This is a genomic window from Pseudomonas sp. RU47 (assembly GCF_004011755.1).
In the GTDB taxonomy this organism is placed as follows: Bacteria; Pseudomonadota; Gammaproteobacteria; order Pseudomonadales; family Pseudomonadaceae; genus Aquipseudomonas.
Genome location: NZ_CP022411.1, coordinates 5,982,959 through 6,006,586, shown reverse-complemented (window position 1 = coordinate 6,006,586; position 23,628 = coordinate 5,982,959). Strand labels below are relative to the sequence as shown.

Annotated in this window: 17 protein-coding genes, 6 tRNA genes and 3 rRNA genes; 23 read left to right on the top strand and 3 right to left on the bottom strand. The window is 54.3% G+C overall.

Annotated features, from left to right (window positions below):
• Window positions 1–33: 33 nt before the first annotated feature.
• On the bottom strand, window positions 34–462 hold the full coding sequence (gene hemJ, locus CCX46_RS27535) for a protoporphyrinogen oxidase HemJ (RefSeq protein ID WP_127929979.1): 429 nt from the start codon (window positions 460–462) through the stop codon (window positions 34–36).
• Between the two features lie 134 nt (window positions 463–596).
• Here hemJ and argC point away from each other — a divergent pair, with 134 nt between their 5' ends.
• Both argC and erpA read left to right on the top strand, forming a co-directional pair.
• Window positions 597–1,631, top strand: coding sequence for an N-acetyl-gamma-glutamyl-phosphate reductase (argC, locus tag CCX46_RS27530; protein ID WP_034155112.1), 1,035 nt, complete (start codon window positions 597–599; stop codon window positions 1,629–1,631).
• A 168-nt stretch (window positions 1,632–1,799) separates the two neighbouring features.
• Entirely contained in the window at window positions 1,800–2,150 is a 351-nt protein-coding gene (gene erpA / locus CCX46_RS27525; protein ID WP_008077999.1) for an iron-sulfur cluster insertion protein ErpA, read from the top strand.
• 73 nt (window positions 2,151–2,223) lie between these two features.
• Here erpA and CCX46_RS27520 read toward each other — a convergent pair whose 3' ends face one another.
• Both CCX46_RS27520 and CCX46_RS27515 read right to left on the bottom strand, forming a co-directional pair.
• The gene (locus tag CCX46_RS27520) at window positions 2,224–3,315 is read right to left on the bottom strand and encodes an anhydro-N-acetylmuramic acid kinase (RefSeq protein ID WP_127929978.1); all 1,092 of its coding nucleotides are present in this window, start codon (window positions 3,313–3,315) and stop codon (window positions 2,224–2,226) included.
• 3 nt (window positions 3,316–3,318) lie between these two features.
• Complete coding sequence (locus CCX46_RS27515) at window positions 3,319–4,737, bottom strand: peptidoglycan DD-metalloendopeptidase family protein (protein WP_127929977.1); 1,419 nt, start codon at window positions 4,735–4,737, stop codon at window positions 3,319–3,321.
• Between the two features lie 212 nt (window positions 4,738–4,949).
• On the opposite strand from CCX46_RS27515, the gene tyrS reads away from it, so the two are divergent.
• The 21 genes from tyrS (at window position 4,950) to rpoB (ending at window position 23,593) form a co-directional block, all read left to right on the top strand.
• Complete coding sequence (gene tyrS, locus CCX46_RS27505; RefSeq protein WP_127929976.1) at window positions 4,950–6,149, top strand: tyrosine--tRNA ligase; 1,200 nt, start codon at window positions 4,950–4,952, stop codon at window positions 6,147–6,149.
• Between the two features lie 496 nt (window positions 6,150–6,645).
• Window positions 6,646–8,182 (top strand): 16S ribosomal RNA (locus tag CCX46_RS27495).
• 81 nt (window positions 8,183–8,263) lie between these two features.
• A tRNA-Ile gene (locus tag CCX46_RS27490) sits at window positions 8,264–8,340 on the top strand.
• 30 nt (window positions 8,341–8,370) lie between these two features.
• Window positions 8,371–8,446 (top strand) — tRNA-Ala (locus CCX46_RS27485).
• Between the two features lie 246 nt (window positions 8,447–8,692).
• A 23S ribosomal RNA gene (locus tag CCX46_RS27480) occupies window positions 8,693–11,586 on the top strand.
• 153 nt (window positions 11,587–11,739) lie between these two features.
• Window positions 11,740–11,855, top strand: a 5S ribosomal RNA gene (gene rrf, locus CCX46_RS27475).
• Together the 16S, 23S and 5S rRNA genes with 2 tRNA genes alongside form the textbook arrangement of a ribosomal RNA operon.
• Before the next feature lie 132 nt (window positions 11,856–11,987).
• The gene (gene birA / locus CCX46_RS27470; RefSeq protein WP_127929975.1) at window positions 11,988–12,941 is read left to right on the top strand and encodes a bifunctional biotin--[acetyl-CoA-carboxylase] ligase/biotin operon repressor BirA; all 954 of its coding nucleotides are present in this window, start codon (window positions 11,988–11,990) and stop codon (window positions 12,939–12,941) included.
• A complete protein-coding gene (locus tag CCX46_RS27465; protein WP_127929974.1) occupies window positions 12,931–13,683 on the top strand; it encodes a pantothenate kinase in 753 nt (250 codons plus the stop codon). The genes birA and CCX46_RS27465 overlap by 11 nt, the downstream gene beginning before the upstream one ends.
• A gap of 7 nt (window positions 13,684–13,690) precedes the next feature.
• Window positions 13,691–14,122, top strand: a complete 432-nt coding sequence (locus tag CCX46_RS27460; RefSeq protein ID WP_127929973.1) for a hypothetical protein — start codon at window positions 13,691–13,693, stop codon at window positions 14,120–14,122.
• A gap of 143 nt (window positions 14,123–14,265) precedes the next feature.
• A tRNA-Tyr gene (locus CCX46_RS27455) sits at window positions 14,266–14,350 on the top strand.
• Between the two features lie 25 nt (window positions 14,351–14,375).
• Window positions 14,376–14,449 (top strand) — tRNA-Gly (locus CCX46_RS27450).
• Between the two features lie 25 nt (window positions 14,450–14,474).
• Window positions 14,475–14,550: transfer RNA gene (locus CCX46_RS27445), tRNA-Thr, on the top strand.
• 85 nt (window positions 14,551–14,635) lie between these two features.
• Complete coding sequence (tuf, locus tag CCX46_RS27440; protein ID WP_064361246.1) at window positions 14,636–15,829, top strand: elongation factor Tu; 1,194 nt, start codon at window positions 14,636–14,638, stop codon at window positions 15,827–15,829.
• Window positions 15,830–15,882: 53 nt separating this feature from the next.
• A tRNA-Trp gene (locus CCX46_RS27435) sits at window positions 15,883–15,958 on the top strand.
• A gap of 45 nt (window positions 15,959–16,003) precedes the next feature.
• Window positions 16,004–16,372: a preprotein translocase subunit SecE gene (secE, locus tag CCX46_RS27430; RefSeq protein WP_127929972.1), complete on the top strand. Its 369-nt coding sequence runs from the start codon at window positions 16,004–16,006 to the stop codon at window positions 16,370–16,372.
• A gap of 9 nt (window positions 16,373–16,381) precedes the next feature.
• Window positions 16,382–16,915, top strand: coding sequence for a transcription termination/antitermination protein NusG (gene nusG / locus CCX46_RS27425; RefSeq protein ID WP_007957598.1), 534 nt, complete (start codon window positions 16,382–16,384; stop codon window positions 16,913–16,915).
• A 117-nt stretch (window positions 16,916–17,032) separates the two neighbouring features.
• Window positions 17,033–17,464, top strand: a complete 432-nt coding sequence (gene rplK, locus CCX46_RS27420) for a 50S ribosomal protein L11 (RefSeq protein WP_003228756.1) — start codon at window positions 17,033–17,035, stop codon at window positions 17,462–17,464.
• Window positions 17,464–18,159 (top strand): 50S ribosomal protein L1, encoded by a 696-nt coding sequence (gene rplA / locus CCX46_RS27415; protein WP_007916481.1) that lies wholly within the window; start codon window positions 17,464–17,466, stop codon window positions 18,157–18,159. Before rplK ends, rplA begins: the two co-directional genes overlap by 1 nt.
• Before the next feature lie 198 nt (window positions 18,160–18,357).
• Window positions 18,358–18,858: a 50S ribosomal protein L10 gene (rplJ, locus tag CCX46_RS27410; RefSeq protein ID WP_008081912.1), complete on the top strand. Its 501-nt coding sequence runs from the start codon at window positions 18,358–18,360 to the stop codon at window positions 18,856–18,858.
• Window positions 18,859–18,932: 74 nt separating this feature from the next.
• Window positions 18,933–19,298, top strand: coding sequence for a 50S ribosomal protein L7/L12 (rplL, locus tag CCX46_RS27405; protein ID WP_003228750.1), 366 nt, complete (start codon window positions 18,933–18,935; stop codon window positions 19,296–19,298).
• A gap of 221 nt (window positions 19,299–19,519) precedes the next feature.
• Window positions 19,520–23,593 carry a DNA-directed RNA polymerase subunit beta gene (gene rpoB, locus CCX46_RS27400; protein ID WP_127929971.1) on the top strand — a complete coding sequence of 1,358 codons (4,074 nt, stop codon included), beginning with the start codon at window positions 19,520–19,522 and terminating at the stop codon, window positions 23,591–23,593.
• The last annotated feature ends 35 nt before the right edge of the window (window positions 23,594–23,628 follow it).

The window sequence follows — 23,628 nt, the reverse complement described above, 5'->3', positions numbered from 1 at the left end:
GATGAACACCCCAAAGATCTGTACTTGTTGAAGTTAGAACGGCTTGACCACGACCAGAATTACGATAGCCAGCAATATCAGAACCGGGACTTCATTGAACCAGCGATAAAAGACATGGCTGCGGGTGTTTTCGCCACGGGCAAAACGTTTTACCTGCGCGCCGCACATGTGGTGGTAGCCGATCAGCAGGACGACGAGTGTCAGTTTGGCGTGAATCCAGCCGCCCATGCTGAAGATGGTCGGATTGAGGTAAATCAGCCAGCCACCGAAGATCAGCGTAGCGATCATCGCCGGGCCCATGATGCCGCGATACAACTTGCGCTCCATGACGCTGAAGCGTTCCTTGCTGATCGTGTCTTCGCTTTGCGCGTGATAAACAAACAGTCGCGGCAAGTAGAACAGTCCGGCAAACCAGCAAACGATGCTGACAATGTGAAAAGCTTTGATCCATAGATAGAGCATTTTTAGTTATTTCCTTAATCACGGTAGGCCAGATAGTAGAGGCTTGAGCGTCCGCACGTCACCTTGACGGTTGTCGCAGGGCCGCGCGCGCCCTATTATCGACGGCTTTCCAGTGGGTTCTTTGAGGGCAGGTTATGGTCAAGGTCGGTATCGTCGGCGGCACGGGTTACACCGGTGTCGAACTGCTGCGTCTGTTGGCGCAGCATCCGCAGGCAGAAGTGGTTGTGATCACTTCCCGATCCGAGGCCGGTCTGGCCGTGGCTGACATGTACCCGAACCTGCGCGGCCACTACGATGGCCTCGCCTTCAGCGTGCCGGACATCAAGACCCTCGGTGCTTGCGATGTAGTGTTCTTCGCCACGCCGCATGGTGTTGCGCACGCGCTGGCGGGTGAATTGCTGGCAGCGGGCACCAAAGTGATCGACCTGTCCGCCGACTTCCGTCTGCAAGACGCTGAAGAGTGGGCCAAGTGGTACGGTCAGCCGCACGGCGCGCCTGAATTGCTGGACGAGGCGGTTTATGGTCTGCCGGAAGTCAATCGCGAACAGATCAAGAAGGCCCGCCTGATCGCCGTGCCGGGTTGCTATCCGACCGCTACCCAGCTGGGTTTCCTGCCATTGCTGGAGGCGGGTCTGGCCGATACTTCGCGTCTGATCGCCGACTGCAAATCCGGCGTCAGCGGTGCCGGTCGCGGTGCGGCTGTCGGCTCGCTGTACTCCGAGACGTCGGAAAGCATGAAGGCCTATGCGGTGAAAGGTCACCGTCACCTGCCGGAAATCCGCCAGGGGCTGCGTCGCGCAGCGGGCAAGGATGTCGGTCTGACCTTCGTTCCACACCTGACCCCGATGATCCGTGGTATTCACTCCACACTCTACGCGACCGTGGTAGATCGTTCGGTGGATCTGCAGGCACTGTTCGAAAAGCGTTATGCCAACGAACCGTTCGTCGACGTAATGCCGGCCGGTAGCCATCCTGAAACCCGTAGCGTGCGCGGCGCCAACGTTTGCCGCATTGCCGTTCACCGTCCGCAGGATGGCGATCTGGTGGTGGTGCTGTCGGTGATCGACAATCTGGTCAAAGGTGCGTCGGGTCAGGCAGTGCAGAACATGAACATCCTGTTCGGTCTGGACGAGCGTTTCGGCCTGTCCCACGCCGGTATGCTGCCGTAACACTTTAAGCGGCATAGCCAAAAGGCCCGTTTAACGGGCCTTTTTGCATTGTGAACAGCTCGTCGGCTTTATTGATATACCGTAACAATAGTTGACCGATTTTCTCGGACAAGCGGATAATGCGCGTCATCACGCATTATGGCGGCGTAACGCCGGGAGATAGTCAGCATGAGCGTCGAATCCTTCACCCCCACGGCTTTGCAATTCACCCACGGTGCCGCGCACAAGGTGAAGAGCCTGGTCGATGAAGAGGGGAATGATCGCTTGAAGCTGCGCGTATTCGTTACGGGCGGCGGTTGTTCAGGGTTTCAGTACGGCTTCACCTTCGATGAGGATGTGGCCGAGGACGACACCATCGTCGAGCGCGAAGGCGTGAGTCTGGTGGTCGATCCGATGAGCTTCCAGTACCTGGCGGGTGCTGAAGTGGACTACCAGGAAGGTCTGGAAGGTTCGCGCTTCGTGATCAAGAACCCGAACGCCACCACGACCTGTGGTTGCGGATCATCGTTCTCGATCTGATCGCTTTTCGTTTCAGATAACAAAACGCCGCAGAGCCTTACGGTTCTGCGGCGTTTTGCTGTGTGCGAATTGATCAGGCCGGGTAGATGGCGCCGAGTACCCGCAGACCGCGTGCGCCGGTGACGCTTGGGCGGTTGGCGGCGATCCCTTCAAGGCAGCAATGGGCCAGCCAGGCGAAGGCCATCGCTTCCACCCAGTCCGGATCGACACCATGAGTCGCAGTGCTGGCGACGGTTGCCTTGGGCAGCAAGTCGGCCAGTCGCTTCATCAGTGTGGCGTTATGCGCACCGCCGCCACAGACCAACAATTCCTGAGTATCGGATTGAGCGCTTTGCAGCGACTCGATGATGCTCTGTGCAGTCAATTCAAGCAGCGTGGCCTGCACATTCTCCGCAGCAAAGGTTGGCAGATGTGAGAGATGTTTTTCCAGCCATGGCAGGTTGAACACTTCTCGGCCGGTACTTTTCGGGCCTTTGGTGACGAAGAACGGATCGCTGAGCAGTGCCTTCAACAGGGTTGGCTCAACAGAGCCTGACTTCGCCCAGTCGCCGTTGCGATCGTAGTTATCGCCGCGTTGCTGGTGAATCCAGGCGTCCATCAGAACATTCCCAGGGCCGCAGTCGAAACCGGCTACAGGCTTGGTCGGCTCTATCAGACTGAGATTGCTGAAACCGCCGACATTCAAGACCGCCTGGTTACCGGTACGCTCTTCGAATAAAGCTTCATGGAACGCAGGAACCAGCGGGGCGCCTTGACCACCGGCGGCGACATCGCGACTTCGGAAGTCGCTGACTACGGTAATACCGGTCAATTCAGTCAGCAGGGCAGGGTTGCCGATCTGCACGGTGAAGCCGCGCGCAGGCTCATGGCGGATGGTCTGGCCGTGGCTGCCGATCGCTCGAATATCTTGTGGTTTAAGGTTCTGCTGATCGAGGAGGGTGTTAATGCCCTGCGCAGCAAGTTTTACCCAGTTCTGCTGGGCAATTGCCGAGCGGGCGATTTCGTCAGGGCCGCTGGCGCACAAGCCGAGCAGCTCTGCGCGCAGTGATTCAGGCATGGGAATGTAGTGCGTGGCGATCAGCTTGATCGCCGAGGTCTGTTCGATCAGGGCAATGTCCAGACCGTCGAGGCTGGTTCCGGACATCACACCGATATAAAGGGCCATGGCTTAACGCTTGCTCGAAGCCAGCATGGTGGCCTTCTCTTGATCCATGCGCGCCATCAGCGGTTGGCTCTGTGCGAGGAAACGAGCGCGTTCGGCTTTGGCAATCGGGTCAGCCATTGGCAGCTTCTGGCCCAGCGGATCTACGTGAACGCCGTTGACCTGGAACTCATAGTGCAAGTGCGGGCCGGTGGACAGGCCGGTGGTGCCGATGTAGCCAATCACTTGGCCCTGTTTCACGGTACCGCCAGTCTTCACACCCTTGGCGAAGCCTTGCATGTGGCCATACAGCGTACGGTAGGTGTTGCCATGCTGGATGATAACGGTGTTGCCGTAGCCGCCACGGCGGCCGGCGAGCAGCACTTTACCGTCCCCGGCAGCCTTGATTGGCGTACCGCGTGGCGCAGCGTAATCAACGCCTTTGTGAGCGCGGATCTTGTTCAGGATCGGGTGCTTGCGGCCCATCGAGAACTTCGAGCTGATGCGGGCGAAGTCCACCGGAGTACGGATGAACGCTTTGCGCATGCTGTTGCCATCAGCGGTGTAGTAGCTGCTGTTGCCTTGCTTGTTGGTGTAACGCACAGCGGTATACGTCTTGCCGCGGTTGGTAAAGCGAGCGGACAGTATCGGGCCGTTGCCGACCGACTTGCCGTTGACCACTTTCTGTTCGTAGATCACATCGAATTCGTCACCCTGACGGATGTCCTGAGCGAAGTCGACGTCGTAACCGAAAACGCTGGCCATATCCATGGTCAGACTATGGGAGAGCCCGGCACGGGCTGCGGATTGTGAAAGCGAACTGTTGATTACGCCATGGACGTAAGCTGTGCGAACGGTTGGTTTTGCGGTAACCCGGTTGAAGGCATAACCCTTGTCATTCTTGGTCAGGGTAATGGTTTCGACGTCGCTGACCTTGCTGTGCAGGCTGGTCAGTTGGCCTTCAGGGTTCAATTCGAATTCGAGTTTCTGGCCGTGCCTGAGCTGGCTGAACTGCTTGGCCTGTTTGTCGCTGGCCAAGACCTCATGGACGGACGCAGCCGGCAGGCCGACTTTTTCGAACAGGGTCGACAGCGTATCGCCCTTGGCTACAACAACTTCACGATGCCCGGGGGCTTTCGGTTTTTCGGCGACTGGCGCAGGTGCGGCTTCTGCGGTTTGTGCGGTGTTTTCGTCAGTGTTTTCGATTTGAGCAAACGGAGAAGCTACTGGCTCATTTGTGGCTTGAACCGCGTCAGCAGCGTCTTGATCTTGTGTCAGTTGTTCAGCAGGACTTTCCAGTTCAAGACTCAGGGTCGTCTTTTTGGCTTCAACATCACTGGAAGGGAATACCAGGAGAGCCAGGCTAAGAAGGGCGGCGATTCCACTTGCGGCGAGCAGGTGGGTCTTCGGGTAAAGCGGCGGCGCTTTAGACGGTTCTGTGGTCATAGGTAATTTTGACTTTGAAAAATGATGAATTGGAAAAGATGAATGACATGATGAAGATGAAATAACTGTATAAAATATAACCAAATCATCTCTGAAGCAAGTCTACAGACCGCGCGTCTGTGGATTGGTGTCCGCGCGCCGGGCAAAACTTGTAATTGGTGCGCGATCTTGTATGGTTGTTTCCCTTTGAATCTGAGCCTTGCGGGTCTGTTATGAAGTCGGTTGAAGAGCAGCTAGCGCTGATTAAACGTGGTGCGGAAGAACTATTGGTCGAGTCCGAGCTGATCGAGAAGCTCAAGCGCGGCCAGCCGCTGCGTATCAAGGCTGGTTTCGATCCAACCGCTCCGGATCTGCACCTGGGTCATACCGTGCTTATTAATAAGCTGCGCCAGTTCCAGGAGTTGGGGCATCAGGTGATCTTCCTTATTGGTGACTTCACCGGGATGATCGGTGATCCGAGTGGCAAGAGTGCTACGCGTCCTCCGCTGACTCGCGAGCAAGTTCTGGAAAACGCCGAGACCTACAAGACTCAGGTGTTCAAGATTCTCGATCCGGCAAAAACCGAAGTCGCATTCAACTCCACCTGGATGGATCAGATGGGGCCGGCCGACTTCATTCGTCTGACCTCGCAGTACACCGTCGCTCGCATGCTCGAGCGTGACGACTTCGATAAGCGCTACACCACCAATCAGCCAATCGCTATTCATGAGTTCCTCTATCCGCTGGTGCAGGGTTACGACTCGGTCGCGCTGCGTGCTGATGTCGAGCTGGGTGGTACCGATCAGAAGTTCAACTTGCTGATGGGGCGTGAGCTGCAGCGTGGTTATGGTCAAGAGGCTCAGTGCATTCTGACGATGCCGTTGCTTGAAGGTCTGGATGGCGTGAAGAAGATGTCCAAGTCTTTGGGCAACTACGTCGGTATCCAGGAAGCGCCGGGTGTCATGTACAGCAAACTGGTTTCGATTCCGGATGCATTGATGTGGCGTTACTTCGAGCTGCTCAGCTTCCGTTCGATGGATGAGATCAATGCCCTGCGTGCTGAAGTAGAAGCAGGTGCGAATCCGCGTGACGTCAAAATCAAATTGGCGGAAGAGATTGTTGCTCGCTTCCATGGTGATGAGGCTGCGGCGAATGCTCATCGCGCCGCGGGCAACCGTATGAAGGATGGCGAGCTGCCGGATGATCTGCCGGAGATCGAGCTGGCTTCTGCTGAAGACATGCCGATTGCCGCTGTCCTTAATAAGGCAGGCTTGGTGAAGAACTCGGCGGCGGCGCGCGATCTGTTGGCGTCCGGTGGTGTACGCGTTGATGGTGAGGTTGTTGATCGCTCCTTTATATATGTACTGGGTGCGACCCACGTTTGTCAGGCGGGCAAAAAGGCATTTGCACGGATTACGCTGAAATCTGAGTAAAACTGGAAATAGGGGTTGACGGCGAATTTCAGATGTCTATAATTCGCCCCACTTCCGGCGCGGTTGAAACGGAAAACTCCTTGAGATTCAATGAGTTATGTATGTTTCGGCAGCAGGTTGCTTCAGTTCATCGAAGCCGAAAGGAAGTTGAAAAAGAGGTGTTGACAGCAGCGTGTAACGCTGTAGAATTCGCCTCCCGCTGACGAGAGATCGGAAGCGCAAGTGGTTGAAGTTGTTGAAGAATTCTTCGAAAGCTTCTGAAAATAATCACTTGACAGCAAATGAGGCTGCTGTAGAATGCGCGCCTCGGTTGAGGCGAAAGATCTTAACCAACCGCTCTTTAACAACTGAATCAAGCAATTCGTGTGGGTGCTTGTGGAGTCAGACTGATAGTCAACAAGATTATCAGCATCACAAGTTACTCCGCGAGAAATCAAAGATGTAACCAACGATTGCTGAGCCAAGTTTAGGGTTTCTTAAAAACCCAAAGATGTTTGAACTGAAGAGTTTGATCATGGCTCAGATTGAACGCTGGCGGCAGGCCTAACACATGCAAGTCGAGCGGATGAGAGGAGCTTGCTCCTGGATTCAGCGGCGGACGGGTGAGTAATGCCTAGGAATCTGCCTGGTAGTGGGGGACAACGTTTCGAAAGGAACGCTAATACCGCATACGTCCTACGGGAGAAAGCAGGGGACCTTCGGGCCTTGCGCTATCAGATGAGCCTAGGTCGGATTAGCTAGTTGGTGAGGTAATGGCTCACCAAGGCGACGATCCGTAACTGGTCTGAGAGGATGATCAGTCACACTGGAACTGAGACACGGTCCAGACTCCTACGGGAGGCAGCAGTGGGGAATATTGGACAATGGGCGAAAGCCTGATCCAGCCATGCCGCGTGTGTGAAGAAGGTCTTCGGATTGTAAAGCACTTTAAGTTGGGAGGAAGGGCAGTAACTTAATACGTTGCTGTTTTGACGTTACCGACAGAATAAGCACCGGCTAACTCTGTGCCAGCAGCCGCGGTAATACAGAGGGTGCAAGCGTTAATCGGAATTACTGGGCGTAAAGCGCGCGTAGGTGGTTCGTTAAGTTGGATGTGAAATCCCCGGGCTCAACCTGGGAACTGCATTCAAAACTGTCGAGCTAGAGTATGGTAGAGGGTGGTGGAATTTCCTGTGTAGCGGTGAAATGCGTAGATATAGGAAGGAACACCAGTGGCGAAGGCGACCACCTGGACTGATACTGACACTGAGGTGCGAAAGCGTGGGGAGCAAACAGGATTAGATACCCTGGTAGTCCACGCCGTAAACGATGTCAACTAGCCGTTGGGAGCCTTGAGCTCTTAGTGGCGCAGCTAACGCATTAAGTTGACCGCCTGGGGAGTACGGCCGCAAGGTTAAAACTCAAATGAATTGACGGGGGCCCGCACAAGCGGTGGAGCATGTGGTTTAATTCGAAGCAACGCGAAGAACCTTACCAGGCCTTGACATCCAATGAACTTTCCAGAGATGGATTGGTGCCTTCGGGAACATTGAGACAGGTGCTGCATGGCTGTCGTCAGCTCGTGTCGTGAGATGTTGGGTTAAGTCCCGTAACGAGCGCAACCCTTGTCCTTAGTTACCAGCACGTAATGGTGGGCACTCTAAGGAGACTGCCGGTGACAAACCGGAGGAAGGTGGGGATGACGTCAAGTCATCATGGCCCTTACGGCCTGGGCTACACACGTGCTACAATGGTCGGTACAAAGGGTTGCCAAGCCGCGAGGTGGAGCTAATCCCATAAAACCGATCGTAGTCCGGATCGCAGTCTGCAACTCGACTGCGTGAAGTCGGAATCGCTAGTAATCGTGAATCAGAATGTCACGGTGAATACGTTCCCGGGCCTTGTACACACCGCCCGTCACACCATGGGAGTGGGTTGCACCAGAAGTAGCTAGTCTAACCTTCGGGAGGACGGTTACCACGGTGTGATTCATGACTGGGGTGAAGTCGTAACAAGGTAGCCGTAGGGGAACCTGCGGCTGGATCACCTCCTTAATCGACGACATCAGCTGCTCCATAAGTTCCCACACGAATTGCTTGATTCATTGAAGAAGACGAAAGAAGCAGCCCGAAATTGGGTCTGTAGCTCAGTTGGTTAGAGCGCACCCCTGATAAGGGTGAGGTCGGCAGTTCGAATCTGCCCAGACCCACCAATTTTGTGTGGGAAACGCCTGTAGAAATACGGGGCCATAGCTCAGCTGGGAGAGCGCCTGCCTTGCACGCAGGAGGTCAGCGGTTCGATCCCGCTTGGCTCCACCACTACTGCTTCTCTTGTATAAAGCTTAGAAATGAGCATTCCATCGTGGTGATGGTGAATGTTGATTTCTAGTCTTTGACTAGTTCGTTCTTTAAAAATTTGGGTATGTGATAGAAAGATAGACTGAACGTTACTTTCACTGGTAACGGATCAGGCTAAGGTAAAATTTGTGAGTTCTCTTAATTGAGAAGTTCGAATTTTCGGCGAATGTCGTCTTCACAGTATAACCAGATTGCTTGGGGTTATATGGTCAAGTGAAGAAGCGCATACGGTGGATGCCTTGGCAGTCAGAGGCGATGAAAGACGTGGTAGCCTGCGAAAAGCTTCGGGGAGTCGGCAAACAGACTTTGATCCGGAGATGTCTGAATGGGGGAACCCAGCCATCATAAGATGGTTATCTTGTACTGAATACATAGGTGCAAGAGGCGAACCAGGGGAACTGAAACATCTAAGTACCCTGAGGAAAAGAAATCAACCGAGATTCCCTTAGTAGTGGCGAGCGAACGGGGACTAGCCCTTAAGTGGCTTTGAGATTAGCGGAACGCTCTGGAAAGTGCGGCCATAGTGGGTGATAGCCCTGTACGCGAAAATCTCTTAGTCATGAAATCGAGTAGGACGGAGCACGAGAAACTTTGTCTGAATATGGGGGGACCATCCTCCAAGGCTAAATACTACTGACTGACCGATAGTGAACTAGTACCGTGAGGGAAAGGCGAAAAGAACCCCGGAGAGGGGAGTGAAATAGATCCTGAAACCGTATGCGTACAAGCAGTGGGAGCAGACTTTGTTCTGTGACTGCGTACCTTTTGTATAATGGGTCAGCGACTTATTTTCAGTGGCGAGCTTAACCGAATAGGGGAGGCGTAGCGAAAGCGAGTCTTAATAGGGCGTCTAGTCGCTGGGAATAGACCCGAAACCGGGCGATCTATCCATGGGCAGGTTGAAGGTTGGGTAACACTAACTGGAGGACCGAACCGACTACCGTTGAAAAGTTAGCGGATGACCTGTGGATCGGAGTGAAAGGCTAATCAAGCTCGGAGATAGCTGGTTCTCCTCGAAAGCTATTTAGGTAGCGCCTCATGTATCACTGTAGGGGGTAGAGCACTGTTTCGGCTAGGGGGTCATCCCGACTTACCAAACCGATGCAAACTCCGAATACCTACAAGTGCCGAGCATGGGAGACACACGGCGGGTGCTAACGTCCGTCGTGAAAAGGGAAACAACCCAGACCGTCAGCTAAGGTCCCAAAGTTATGGTTAAGTGGGAAACGATGTGGGAAGGCTTAGACAGCTAGGAGGTTGGCTTAGAAGCAGCCACCCTTTAAAGAAAGCGTAATAGCTCACTAGTCGAGTCGGCCTGCGCGGAAGATGTAACGGGGCTCAAACCATACACCGAAGCTACGGGTATCACCTTCGGGTGATGCGGTAGAGGAGCGTTCTGTAAGCCTGTGAAGGTGAGTTGAGAAGCTTGCTGGAGGTATCAGAAGTGCGAATGCTGACATGAGTAACGACAATGGGTGTGAAAAACACCCACGCCGAAAGACCAAGGTTTCCTGCGCAACGTTAATCGACGCAGGGTTAGTCGGTCCCTAAGGCGAGGCTGAAAAGCGTAGTCGATGGAAAACAGGTTAATATTCCTGTACTTCTGGTTATTGCGATGGAGGGACGGAGAAGGCTAGGCCAGCTTGGCGTTGGTTGTCCAAGTTTAAGGTGGTAGGCTGAGATCTTAGGTAAATCCGGGATCTTAAGGCCGAGAGCTGATGACGAGTGTTCTTTTAGAACACGAAGTGGTTGATGCCATGCTTCCAAGAAAAGCTTCTAAGCTTCAGGTAACCAGGAACCGTACCCCAAACCGACACAGGTGGTTGGGTAGAGAATACCAAGGCGCTTGAGAGAACTCGGGTGAAGGAACTAGGCAAAATGGCACCGTAACTTCGGGAGAAGGTGCGCCGGTGAGGGTGAAGGACTTGCTCCGTAAGCTCATGCCGGTCGAAGATACCAGGCCGCTGCGACTGTTTATTAAAAACACAGCACTCTGCAAACACGAAAGTGGACGTATAGGGTGTGACGCCTGCCCGGTGCCGGAAGGTTAATTGATGGGGTTAGCTAACGCGAAGCTCTTGATCGAAGCCCCGGTAAACGGCGGCCGTAACTATAACGGTCCTAAGGTAGCGAAATTCCTTGTCGGGTAAGTTCCGACCTGCACGAATGGCGTAACGATGGCGGCGCTGTCTCCACCCGAGACTCAGTGAAATTGAAATCGCTGTGAAGATGCAGTGTATCCGCGGCTAGACGGAAAGACCCCGTGAACCTTTACTATAGCTTTGCACTGGACTTTGAATTTGCTTGTGTAGGATAGGTGGGAGGCTTTGAAGCGTGGACGCCAGTTCGCGTGGAGCCATCCTTGAAATACCACCCTGGCAACTTTGAGGTTCTAACTCAGGTCCGTTATCCGGATCGAGGACAGTGTATGGTGGGTAGTTTGACTGGGGCGGTCTCCTCCTAAAGAGTAACGGAGGAGTACGAAGGTGCGCTCAGACCGGTCGGAAATCGGTCGTAGAGTATAAAGGCAAAAGCGCGCTTGACTGCGAGACAGACACGTCGAGCAGGTACGAAAGTAGGTCTTAGTGATCCGGTGGTTCTGTATGGAAGGGCCATCGCTCAACGGATAAAAGGTACTCCGGGGATAACAGGCTGATACCGCCCAAGAGTTCATATCGACGGCGGTGTTTGGCACCTCGATGTCGGCTCATCACATCCTGGGGCTGAAGCCGGTCCCAAGGGTATGGCTGTTCGCCATTTAAAGTGGTACGCGAGCTGGGTTTAGAACGTCGTGAGACAGTTCGGTCCCTATCTGCCGTGGACGTTTGAGATTTGAGAGGGGCTGCTCCTAGTACGAGAGGACCGGAGTGGACGAACCTCTGGTGTTCCGGTTGTCACGCCAGTGGCATTGCCGGGTAGCTATGTTCGGGAAAGATAACCGCTGAAAGCATCTAAGCGGGAAACTTGCCTCAAGATGAGATCTCACTGGAACCTTGAGTTCCCTGAAGGGCCGTCGAAGACTACGACGTTGATAGGTTGGGTGTGTAAGCGCTGTGAGGCGTTGAGCTAACCAATACTAATTGCCCGTGAGGCTTGACCATATAACACCCAAGCAATTTGCGTCGAAAGGCCAGATTGCGGTGTGTGAAGACGAAACGAACCGAAAGTTCGAATCTCACAAAAAACACCGAAAGCTGTCACATACCCAATTTGCTGAAGCGAGGCCACAAGGCCACGACTCAGTACCCGAATTTCTTGACGACCATAGAGCGTTGGAACCACCTGATCCCATCCCGAACTCAGCAGTGAAACGATGCATCGCCGATGGTAGTGTGGGGTTTCCCCATGTGAGAGTAGGTCATCGTCAAGATTAAATTCCGAAACCCCAATTGCGAAAGCAGTTGGGGTTTTGTTTTGCCCGCAGGAAATGTATCTGCTTGATTTCTATGCAACGGCCCGGGGCATGGCTATTATTCGGGCCTCATTGTGAGGCGAGACCTGCATGCTGACGTTGTTGAACCTTCTGAAGGATGGTCGATTCCATTCTGGTCAGGATCTGGGCGCTGCCCTGGGAATAAGTCGAAGTGCGGTATGGAAGCAGCTTCAGCATCTGGAGGCTGATCTTGGCTTATCCATTCATAAAGTTCGGGGGCGGGGCTATCAACTGGCTGCACCATTGATGCTGCTCGACTCTCTGACTATATCTGCAATGGCGCCAAGCTGGCCGGTGACCGTTCTGGATTCGGTCGACTCGACAAACGCTGAGGCTTTGCGCGCGATCGGCCAAGGTAGTTTGGCCCCCTTTTTGGTGCTCGCGGAGCGGCAAGTCTCCGGGCGTGGGCGAAGAGGTCGCAAGTGGGTGAGTCCGTTCGCTGAAAATCTTTATTACAGCCTTGTCCTGCGTATTAATGGCGGAATGCGCCAGCTCGAGGGCTTGAGTCTTGTCGTGGGGTTGGCTGTCTTGCAGGCTCTGCGAAATTTTGGTGTGCCAAGTGCCGGATTGAAGTGGCCCAACGATGTCTTGGTAGGTAACAAGAAAATCGCTGGCATTCTCCTGGAACTCGTTGGAGATCCGGCAGATGTTTGCCACGTGGTGTTGGGTATTGGTATCAACGTGAATATGCAGCTTGCTGATGAAGTTGACCAGCAATGGACCTCTATTCGGCTTGAGTCAGGCAAGAGCAGTGATCGTAATGCTTTGGTGGTTGAGCTGAGTGAGCAGTTAAGTGCTTACATCCAGCGTCATCAGGCGGATGGTTTCTCGGTTCTCCAGGCAGAATGGGAGGCCAATCACCTGTGGCAGGATCGGCCTGTATCATTGATTGCGGGTTCGAGTCAGGTAGATGGCGTGGTGCTCGGAATAGATAGTCAGGGTGCTCTGCGCCTGAAGGTGGATGGCGTGGAAAAAGTCTTTAGTGGTGGTGAGCTCAGTCTGAGGTTGCGTGATGATTCTTGAGCTCGACTGCGGGAACAGCTTTATTAAATGGCGAGTACTGAAGGCTGCGCCCGACGCTCTCTTTTCTGAAGGGGTTGTCGACTCTGATCTAGCGTTGCTTGACAGTTTGAGATCTCTTGATGGGCTTGTGCTGCGCAAGTGTCGCGTGGTCAGTGTCAGGACTGCAGAGGAAACTGATGCATTGATCAATGCGATCGAGCGGGAGTTCGGTATTTCGGTTGTGTGCGCTGAGTCCGCTCGTGAAATGTCTGGTGTCAAAAATGGTTATGAAGACTACGAGCGTCTCGGGCTCGATAGATGGTTGGCCATGCTTGGCGGGTTTCATCTGGCATCGGGCAGCGCTTGCCTGGTCCTCGATTTCGGTACGGCGGTGACTGCTGATTTTATTGCTGCTGATGGAGAGCATCTGGGCGGCTTTATTTGCCCGGGGATGCCGTTGATGCGAAATCAGTTGCGTACTCATACCCGCAAGATTCGCTATGGCGACCTGGCGGCTGAACGCGCGCTGTCCAGCAATGCGCCTGGGCGGAGCACTGTTGAGGCGGTGGAGCGTGGGTGCTCGTTAATGTTGCGAGGTTTTGTGCTGACTCAACTGGAAATGGCTAGTTCCTACTGGGGGAAAGATTTCGCAGTCTTTATAACTGGCGGTGATGCTGTTTTGGTCGCAGATGTCGCGCCTGAAGCCCGAGTCGTACCCGACCTCGTGTTTGTGGGCTTGGCTATGGCGTGTCCTTTTTCCTGAGGTTTGTATGCGTTGGTTGTTTCTCCTGCTCCTTGTTCTTAATGGTTTCTATTATGTCTGGCATCAGCAGGAGGCGCCCTTGCGGGCGAAGGACGTGACGCCTCTTAGTTTGTATCGAGGTTCCCAGCAAGACATTCGCTTGCTCAGTGAAACGAAGGGCGATGTTCGGGAGGTGCAGGGGGCTCGGCGGCAAGAGTGCCTTTTCCTTGGTGGCTTTTCCCGGGAAGAATCGATTTCCGCCCTTCGACAGCGGTTGGCTGAAATGGGTGTCGATGTGAAAACTTCGTCGAAGGATGCTCCTGGGGCTGGTTATTGGTTGTCTGTCGCGCCTCAGAGCCAGCGTTTGCTAGGGGGCGCCCAGTTGCAAAACCTTTCCAAGGAATTCAACGAGTTAAAACATAAAATAATGCTGTGTGAGGGGGTTGCACCTGCTGAATAGTTTGCATAGAATGGCGCCCGCTCCACAGTGAAGACCTAAACAGGGATTCAGCGTGAAGCGACGTCAGCGCAGCTAACCTCAGGTTTTTAAATGAGAAAATGCTTGACAGGGGTTTGGCATAGTATAGAATGCCGGCCTGATTAGGAGGGGTTCCCGAGCGGCCAAAGGGATCAGACTGTAAATCTGACGTCTACGACTTCGAAGGTTCGAATCCTTCTCCCTCCACCAGATTTAAGCGTGAGCTGCAGGCTCCGCGGGTATAGTTTAGTGGTAGAACCTCAGCCTTCCAAGCTGATGATGCGGGTTCGATTCCCGCTACCCGCTCCAAGTTTGCAGGTTGTGCAAGTGTTTCGCTCTTGTAGCTCAGTTGGTAGAGCACACCCTTGGTAAGGGTGAGGTCAGCGGTTCAAATCCGCTCAAGAGCTCCATATAACAAGGCAGATATGAAAATATCTGCCTTTGTTTTAATGGTTGATATTGTTTGTCTAATTTCTTCTGTTGAGGGTGATATCGATGGCTAAGGAAAAATTTGATCGTTCCCTGCCCCACGTCAACGTTGGGACCATTGGTCACGTTGACCACGGTAAAACCACTCTGACTGCTGCTCTGACTCGCGTTTGCTCCGAGGTTTTCGGTTCCGCAATCGTTGACTTCGACAAGATCGACAGCGCACCAGAAGAAAAAGCTCGCGGTATCACCATCAACACCGCACACGTTGAGTACAACTCGAAGATCCGTCACTACGCTCACGTTGACTGCCCAGGTCACGCTGACTATGTGAAGAACATGATCACCGGTGCTGCTCAAATGGACGGCGCTATTCTGGTTTGCTCGGCCGCTGATGGTCCGATGCCGCAAACCCGTGAGCACATCCTGCTGTCCCGTCAGGTAGGCGTTCCGTACATCGTGGTTTTCCTGAACAAGGCTGACCTGGTAGACGACGCTGAGTTGCTGGAACTGGTTGAGATGGAAGTTCGCGACCTGCTGTCCACCTACGACTTCCCGGGCGATGACACTCCAATCATCATCGGTTCGGCTCGTATGGCGCTGGAAGGCAAAGACGACAACGAAATGGGCACTACCGCTGTCAAGAAGCTGGTAGAGACTCTGGATGCCTACATCCCAGAACCAGTTCGTATGATCGACAAGCCGTTCCTGATGCCAATCGAAGACGTATTCTCGATCTCGGGTCGCGGTACTGTTGTGACTGGTCGTATCGAGCGCGGTATCGTTCGCGTTCAAGATCCGCTGGAAATCGTTGGTCTGCGTGACACCACCGTTACTACTTGCACCGGTGTTGAAATGTTCCGCAAGCTGCTCGACGAAGGTCGTGCTGGCGAGAACTGCGGCGTTCTGCTGCGTGGTACCAAGCGTGACGACGTTGAGCGTGGTCAGGTTCTGGTTAAGCCGGGTTCGGTTAAGCCGCACACCAAGTTCACCGCAGAAGTTTACGTTCTGAGCAAGGAAGAAGGCGGTCGTCACACTCCGTTCTTCAAAGGCTACCGTCCACAGTTCTACTTCCGTACTACTGACGTGACTGGTAACTGCGAGCTGCCAGAAGGCGTTGAAATGGTAATGCCAGGTGACAACATTCAGATGACTGTTACCCTGATCAAAACCATCGCGATGGAAGACGGTCTGCGTTTCGCTATCCGTGAAGGCGGTCGTACCGTCGGCGCTGGCGTCGTAGCTAAAATCATCGAGTAAGTGGTTGTAATGTATTTTTCGGGCCGGCATAATGGTCGGCCTGATTTTGTTTTAGGTCAGTAGCTCAATTGGCAGAGCGACGGTCTCCAAAACCGTAGGTTGGGGGTTCGATTCCCTCCTGACCTGCCAGATTCACTCGGTGTGTCTGGCTTTCTTTTCACAGGATCTTCATAGATGACTCCTAAAGCTGAAGCTCAAGGCTCTCGCTTCGATCTGCTCAAGTGGCTTGTAGTTGTCGCTTTGGTGGTTATTGGCGTTGTTGGCAATCAGTATTACTCTGCTTCGCCGATCCTGTACCGTGTACTCGCTTTGCTTGTCATTGCTGCTGTAGCTGCCTTTGTAGGCCTGCAGACTGCGAAGGGCAAGTCTTTCTTTGTACTGGTTAAGGAAGCTCGCACCGAGATTCGTAAAGTCGTGTGGCCAACTCGCCAAGAAACCACGCAGACCACCCTGATTGTGGTGGCTGTTGTTCTGGTTATGGCGTTGCTGTTGTGGGGGCTTGATTCCCTGCTCGGCTGGCTTGTTTCCTTGATTGTCGGCTAAGGGTGTCCCGTGGCTAAGCGTTGGTATGTTGTGCATGCTTACTCGGGTTACGAGAAGCATGTGATGCGCTCGCTGATCGAGCGCGTAAAGCTGGCTGGCATGGAAGATGGCTTCGGCGAGATTCTGGTTCCCACTGAAGAAGTGGTTGAAATGCGTAATGGCCAGAAGCGCAAAAGCGAGCGTAAGTTCTTTCCGGGCTACGTGCTGGTTCAGATGGATATGAATGAGGGTACTTGGCACTTGGTCAAGGATACTCCTCGGGTGATGGGCTTTATTGGCGGTACTGCTGATAAACCTGCACCGATCACCGATAAAGAAGCAGAAGCGATTCTGCGTCGTGTTGCTGATGGTAGCGACAAGCCGAAGCCAAAGACTCTCTTCGAGCCAGGTGAAACGGTGCGAGTCAATGACGGTCCATTCGCTGATTTCAATGGCGTTGTTGAAGAAGTTAATTACGAAAAGAGCCGGATCCAAGTGGCTGTGCTTATTTTCGGTCGCTCTACTCCGGTAGAGTTGGAGTTCAGTCAGGTCGAAAAGGTCTAACTGGACAAGCATCCCAACCCCGCAGCCCTAGGCTGTGGGGTTTTGTCGTCACTGGGATAAACGCGCAAGTAACCGGGGAGCCTTTCGAGGCGTTTGAACCCGTAATTGGAGTGCCTCATGGCCAAGAAAATTACCGCTTACATCAAGCTGCAAGTGAAGGCCGCTCAGGCTAACCCAAGCCCACCTGTTGGTCCTGCTCTGGGTCAGCACGGCGTGAACATCATGGAATTCTGCAAAGCTTTCAACGCCCGTACTCAGGGTCTGGAAGCTGGTCTGCCGACTCCAGTGATCATCACTGTCTACAGCGACCGTAGCTTCACTTTCGAAACAAAATCCACCCCTGCTTCGGTTCTGCTGAAGAAAGCGGCCGGTCTGACCAGCGGTTCCGCTCGTCCGAACACCGTTAAGGTTGGCACCGTTACCCGTGCTCAGCTGGAAGAAATCGCGAAAACCAAAAACGCGGATCTGACTGCAGCTGATATGGATGCAGCCGTGCGTACTATCGCCGGTTCTGCTCGTAGCATGGGCCTTAACGTGGAGGGTGTGTAATGGCTAAGCTGACCAAGCGTCAAAAGGCTATCGCCGGCAAAATCGAAGCAGGCAAGGCCTACAACATTGTAGACGCCGCTGCTCTGCTGGCTGAGCTGTCGACTGTCAAGTTCAGCGAGTCGTTCGACGTTGCTGTAAACCTGGGTGTAGACCCGCGTAAATCCGACCAGGTTGTTCGTAGCGCTACTGTGCTGCCACACGGCACTGGCAAGACTGTTCGCGTTGCTGTGTTCACCCAGGGTCCAGCTGCTGAGGCCGCTTTGGCTGCCGGCGCTGACCGTGTAGGTATGGACGACCTGGCTGCTGAAATGAAAGGCGGCGACCTGAACTATGACGTAGTGATCGCATCCCCGGATGCCATGCGCGTTGTAGGTCAACTGGGTCAGATCCTCGGTCCACGTGGTCTGATGCCTAACCCTAAGGTTGGTACCGTAACTCCAGACGTAGCTACCGCGGTTAAAAACGCTAAAGCTGGTCAGGTTCGTTATCGCACCGACAAAAACGGCATCATTCACACTTCCGTTGGCAAGATGGGCTTCGACGCCGTCAAGCTGAAGGAAAACGTTGAAGCCCTGATCGCTGATCTGAAGCGTATCAAGCCTGCTTCTTCGAAAGGTATCTACGTCAAGCGCGTTACCCTGAGCACCACCATGGGCCCAGGTCTGGTCATCGATCAGAGCTCGCTGGACGCGTAAGACAAAGGTTGGCGCGATGGTTCGCGCCAATTGAAAGATTGGGGTCCCTGCCTGGCGGGGGCTATCCAAGACCGTAGGCGACGCAAGTCTTAAACCATAAGCCTACGCAGATGGTGCTCCCGGTTCCTTACCGAATCAGACACCAAAACGACATTCGGTTCCGATCGAATGAAACGGTAACAAGCAGGAGTTAAACCCGTGGCAATTAATCTCGAAGACAAGAAGGCCATCGTCGCTGAAGTCAACGAGGCTGCCAAAGTCGCTCTGTCCGCTGTCGTGGTTGATGCACGTGGCGTAACAGTAGGCGCAATGACCGGACTCCGTAAAGAGGCTCGTGAAGCTGGCGTTTACGTACGTGTTGTACGTAACACCCTGCTCAAGCGCGCTGTTGCTGACACTCAATACAGTGTCCTCAACGACGTGTTCACCGGCCCGACCCTGATTGCATTCTCGAACGAACATCCGGGCGCTGCTGCCCGTATCTTCAAAGAGTTTGCCAAGGGTCAGGACAAGTTCGAGATCAAGGCAGCTGCGTTCGAGGGCAAGTTCCTCGCAGCTAATCAGATCGACGTACTGGCAACCTTGCCGACCCGTGACGAAGCAATTTCTCAGCTGATGAGCGTGATTCAAGGCGCTACCAGCAAATTGGCTCGTACTCTGGCGGCAATTCGCGACCAGAAAGAAGCTGCCGCAGCCTAAGGCTCGTCAACTTCTCGCGTTTTTTGTTTATTTCGATGGTCGCGTAGGCCGTCCCCCAATTCAGGAATTGAGTCATGTCTCTGACTAACGAACAAATCATCGAAGCAATCGGCCAGAAATCCGTAGTGGAAATCGTTGAGCTGATCAAAGCGATGGAAGAAACCTTCGGTGTTACCGCTGCTGCTGCTTCGGCTGGTCCAGCTGCTGCTGCCGCTGTTGTTGAAGAGCAAACCGAGTTCAACGTTGTTCTGCTGGAAGCTGGCGAGAAGAAGGTTAACGTGATCAAGGCAGTTCGTGAACTGACCGGTCTGGGCCTGAAAGAAGCCAAAGAGAAAGTAGACGGCGCTCCTCAGGTTGTAGCTGAAGGCGTTTCGAAAGAAGCGGCTGAAGACGCCAAGAAGAAGCTGGAAGAAGCAGGCGCTAAAGTCGAGCTGAAATAAGTATCGACTTTGCTCCTCCAGCCCGAGCGTCAAGCGACAGGCTGATGGCTGGTGGCTCTTGCCACCGGCCTTTTTCCGTTATTGGCAGCCGACTGGGTCGGTGCTGATAAAGGCGCTGTAACCACCCGATGCGGTGGCGCAAACCATGGGGTTTGCACGATTTTCTGGCTGCTCCCGTCGGGAGGGGCCAAACAAGCAGGTGACCAAGCTGGGGAACGCTGATGGCTTACTCATATACTGAGAAAAAACGTATCCGCAAGGACTTTAGCAAGTTGCCGGACGTCATGGATGTGCCTTACCTCCTGGCCATCCAGCTGGATTCGTATCGTGAATTCTTGCAAGCGGGAGCGACTAAAGATCAGTTCCGCGACGTGGGCCTGCATGCGGCCTTCAAATCCGTTTTCCCGATCATCAGCTACTCCGGCAATGCTGCGCTGGAGTACGTCGGTTATCGCCTGGGCGAACCGGCATTTGATGTCAAAGAATGCGTATTGCGCGGTGTAACTTTCGCCGTACCTTTGCGGGTAAAAGTGCGCCTGATCATTTTCGACAAAGAATCGTCGAACAAAGCGATCAAGGACATCAAAGAGCAAGAAGTCTACATGGGTGAAATTCCCCTGATGACTGAGAACGGTACCTTCGTAATCAACGGTACCGAGCGTGTAATCGTTTCCCAGCTGCACCGTTCCCCGGGCGTGTTCTTCGACCACGACCGCGGCAAGACGCATAGCTCCGGCAAACTGCTGTACTCCGCGCGCATCATTCCTTACCGCGGTTCGTGGCTGGACTTCGAGTTCGACCCGAAAGACTGCGTGTTCGTGCGTATCGACCGTCGTCGCAAGCTGCCGGCATCGGTACTGCTGCGCGCGCTCGGCTATACCACTGAAGAAGTGCTGGACGCTTTCTACACCACCAACGTTTTCCACCTGAGCGGCGAAACCCTCAGCCTGGAACTGATTGCTTCGCGTCTGCGTGGTGAAATTGCGGTTCTGGACATTCAGGACGAGAAGGGCAAGGTCATTGTTGAAGCGGGCCGCCGTATTACCGCGCGCCACATCAACCAGATCGAAAAAGCCGGCATCAAGACTCTGGAAGTACCTCTGGACTACGTCCTGGGCCGTACTACCGCCAAGGTCATCGTGCACCCGGCTACCGGCGAAATCCTGGCAGAGTGCAACACCGAACTGAACACTGAAGTCCTGGCAAAAATTGCCAAGGCCGGCGTTGTTCGCATCGAAACTCTGTACACCAACGATATCGACTGCGGTCCGTTCGTCTCCGACACGCTGAAGATCGACTCCACCAGCAACCAATTGGAAGCGCTGGTCGAGATCTATCGCATGATGCGTCCAGGCGAGCCGCCAACCAAAGACGCTGCCGAAACCCTGTTCAACAACCTGTTCTTCAGCCCTGAGCGCTATGACCTGTCTGCGGTCGGCCGGATGAAGTTCAACCGTCGTATCGGTCGTACCGAGATCGAAGGTTCGGGCGTGCTGTGCAAGGAAGACATCGTCGCGGTACTGAAGACTCTGGTCGACATCCGTAACGGTAAAGGCATCGTCGATGACATCGACCACCTGGGTAACCGTCGTGTTCGCTGCGTAGGCGAAATGGCCGAGAACCAGTTCCGCGTTGGCCTGGTGCGTGTTGAGCGTGCGGTCAAAGAGCGTCTGTCGATGGCTGAAAGCGAAGGCCTGATGCCGCAAGACCTGATCAACGCCAAGCCAGTGGCTGCAGCGGTGAAAGAGTTCTTCGGTTCCAGCCAGCTCTCGCAGTTCATGGGCCAGAACAACCCGCTGTCCGAGATTACCCACAAGCGTCGTGTCTCTGCACTCGGCCCTGGCGGTCTGACTCGTGAGCGCGCAGGCTTTGAAGTCCGTGACGTACACCCGACTCACTACGGTCGTGTATGCCCGATTGAAACGCCGGAAGGTCCGAACATCGGTCTGATCAACTCCCTGGCTGCTTACGCTCGCACCAACCAGTACGGCTTCCTGGAAAGCCCGTACCGCGTGGTGAAAGAGGGTGTGGTCACCGACGAGATCGTGTTCCTGTCCGCTATTGAAGAGGCCGATCACGTGATCGCGCAGGCTTCGGCGACTATGAACGACCAGAAAGTCCTGATCGACGAACTGGTAGCCGTACGTCACCTGAACGAATTCACCGTCAAGGCGCCTGAAGAAGTCACCTTGATGGACGTTTCGCCGAAGCAGGTAGTTTCGGTTGCAGCGTCGTTGATTCCGTTCCTCGAGCACGACGACGCCAACCGTGCGTTGATGGGTTCGAACATGCAGCGTCAAGCTGTACCAACCCTGCGCGCTGACAAGCCGCTGGTAGGTACCGGCATGGAGCGTAACGTAGCCCGTGACTCCGGCGTTTGCGTCGTTGCTCGTCGTGGCGGCGTGATCGATTCCGTCGACGCCAGCCGTATCGTGGTTCGTGTTGCTGATGACGAAGTTGAAACCGGCGAAGCGGGTGTAGACATCTACAACCTGACCAAATACACCCGCTCGAACCAGAACACCTGCATCAACCAGCGTCCGCTGGTGAGCAAAGGTGATCGCGTTCAGCGTAGCGACATCATGGCCGACGGCCCGTCCACCGACATGGGTGAACTGGCGCTGGGTCAGAACATGCGCATCGCGTTCATGGCATGGAACGGCTTCAACTTCGAAGACTCCATCTGCCTGTCCGAGCGTGTGGTTCAGGAAGACCGTTTCACCACGATCCACATTCAGGAACTGACCTGTGTGGCCCGTGACACCAAGCTTGGCCCAGAGGAAATCACTGCGGACATCCCTAACGTGGGTGAAGCTGCACTGAACAAGCTGGACGAAGCCGGTATCGTTTACGTAGGTGCTGAAGTTGGCGCAGGCGACATTCTGGTAGGTAAGGTCACTCCGAAAGGCGAGACCCAGCTGACTCCGGAAGAAAAACTGCTGCGTGCAATCTTCGGTGAAAAAGCCAGCGACGTTAAAGACACCTCCCTGCGTGTACCTACCGGTACCAAAGGTACTGTCATCGACGTACAGGTCTTCACCCGCGACGGCGTTGAGCGTGATGCTCGTGCACTGTCGATCGAGAAGTCCCAGCTGGACGAGATCCGCAAGGATCTGAACGAAGAGTTCCGTATCGTTGAAGGCGCGACTTTCGAACGTCTGCGTTCCGCTCTGGTAGGCCACAAGGCTGAAGGCGGCGCAGGTCTGAAGAAAGGTCAGGACATCACCGACGAAGTTCTCGACGGTCTTGAGCATGGTCAGTGGTTCAAACTGCGCATGGCTGAAGATGCTCTGAACGAGCAGCTCGAGAAGGCTCAGGCCTACATCGTTGATCGTCGCCGTCTGCTGGACGACAAGTTCGAAGACAAGAAGCGCAAACTGCAGCAGGGCGATGACCTGGCTCCAGGCGTGCTGAAAATCGTCAAGGTTTACCTGGCAATCCGTCGTCGCATCCAGCCGGGCGACAAGATGGCCGGTCGTCACGGTAACAAAGGTGTGGTCTCCGTGATCATGCCGGTTGAAGACATGCCGCACGATGCCAATGGCACCCCGGTCGACGTCGTCCTCAACCCACTGGGCGTACCTTCGCGTATGAACGTTGGTCAGATCCTTGAAACCCACCTGGGCCTCGCGGCCAAAGGTCTGGGTGAGAAGATCAACCGGATGATCGAAGAGCAGCGTAAAGTCGCTGAACTGCGTACCTTCCTGGACGAGATCTACAACCAGATCGGCGGTCGTAACGAAGATCTGGACAGCTTCTCCGATCAGGAAATCCTGGATCTGGCGAAGAACCTGCGTGGCGGTGTTCCAATGGCCACTCCAGTGTTCGACGGCGCCAAGGAAAGCGAAATCAAGGCCATGCTGAAACTGGCAGACCTGCCGGAAAGCGGCCAGATGCAGCTGACTGACGGCCGTACCGGCAACAAGTTCGAGCGTCCAGTTACCGTTGGCTACATGTACATGCTGAAGCTGAACCACTTGGTAGACGACAAGATGCACGCGCGTTCTACCGGTTCGTACAGCCTGGTTACCCAGCAGCCGCTGGGTGGTAAGGCGCAGTTCGGTGGTCAGCGTTTCGGGGAGATGGAGGTCTGGGCACTGGAAGCATACGGTGCTGCTTACACTCTGCAAGAAATGCTCACAGTGAAGTCGGACGATGTGAACGGCCGTACCAAGATGTACAAGAACATCGTGGATGGCGATCACCGTATGGAGCCGGGCATGCCCGAGTCCTTCAACGTGTTGATCAAGGAAATTCGTTCCCTCGGCATCGATATCGATCTGGAAACCGAATAACACGTGACGCGAATCGAGAGCGGGGCAGGATTGCC